The sequence below is a fragment of the Methylobacterium sp. WL7 genome, from assembly GCF_008040085.1.
In the GTDB taxonomy this organism is placed as follows: domain Bacteria; phylum Pseudomonadota; class Alphaproteobacteria; order Rhizobiales; family Beijerinckiaceae; genus Methylobacterium; species Methylobacterium mesophilicum.
The window spans coordinates 1-247 of record NZ_VRVG01000425.1; the positions used below are offsets into that span (position 1 = coordinate 1).

A 247-nucleotide genomic window follows, 5' to 3' on the forward strand; every position below is an offset into this window, starting at 1 on the left:
TCGGCAGATCCTCTACTGGCTCGGCAAGAACTACACTGGGCTGAGCCTGCCGCAGATCGGGCATCGTGTCGGTCGTCGCGACCACACCTCCGCGCTCTGGGGCATACGCAAGGTTCAGGCGATCGCGCGGCTTGCCGGCCAGACGATCTCGTTCCTCCAAGGCTTTGCTCAGGCTTGCCGGCCTGTAGCGACACCCCTCGATCTTAAGAGCCTCAATGTAGTCCTGCCAGGACGGGGCGCTCTTGTT

Annotated in this window: 1 protein-coding gene; it reads left to right on the plus strand. The window is 62.8% G+C overall.

The annotated features are described in order from the left end of the window. Nucleotides 1-247 (plus strand): helix-turn-helix domain-containing protein (locus FV233_RS30045; protein WP_246690154.1); only part of this gene is annotated, 247 nt, incomplete at both ends.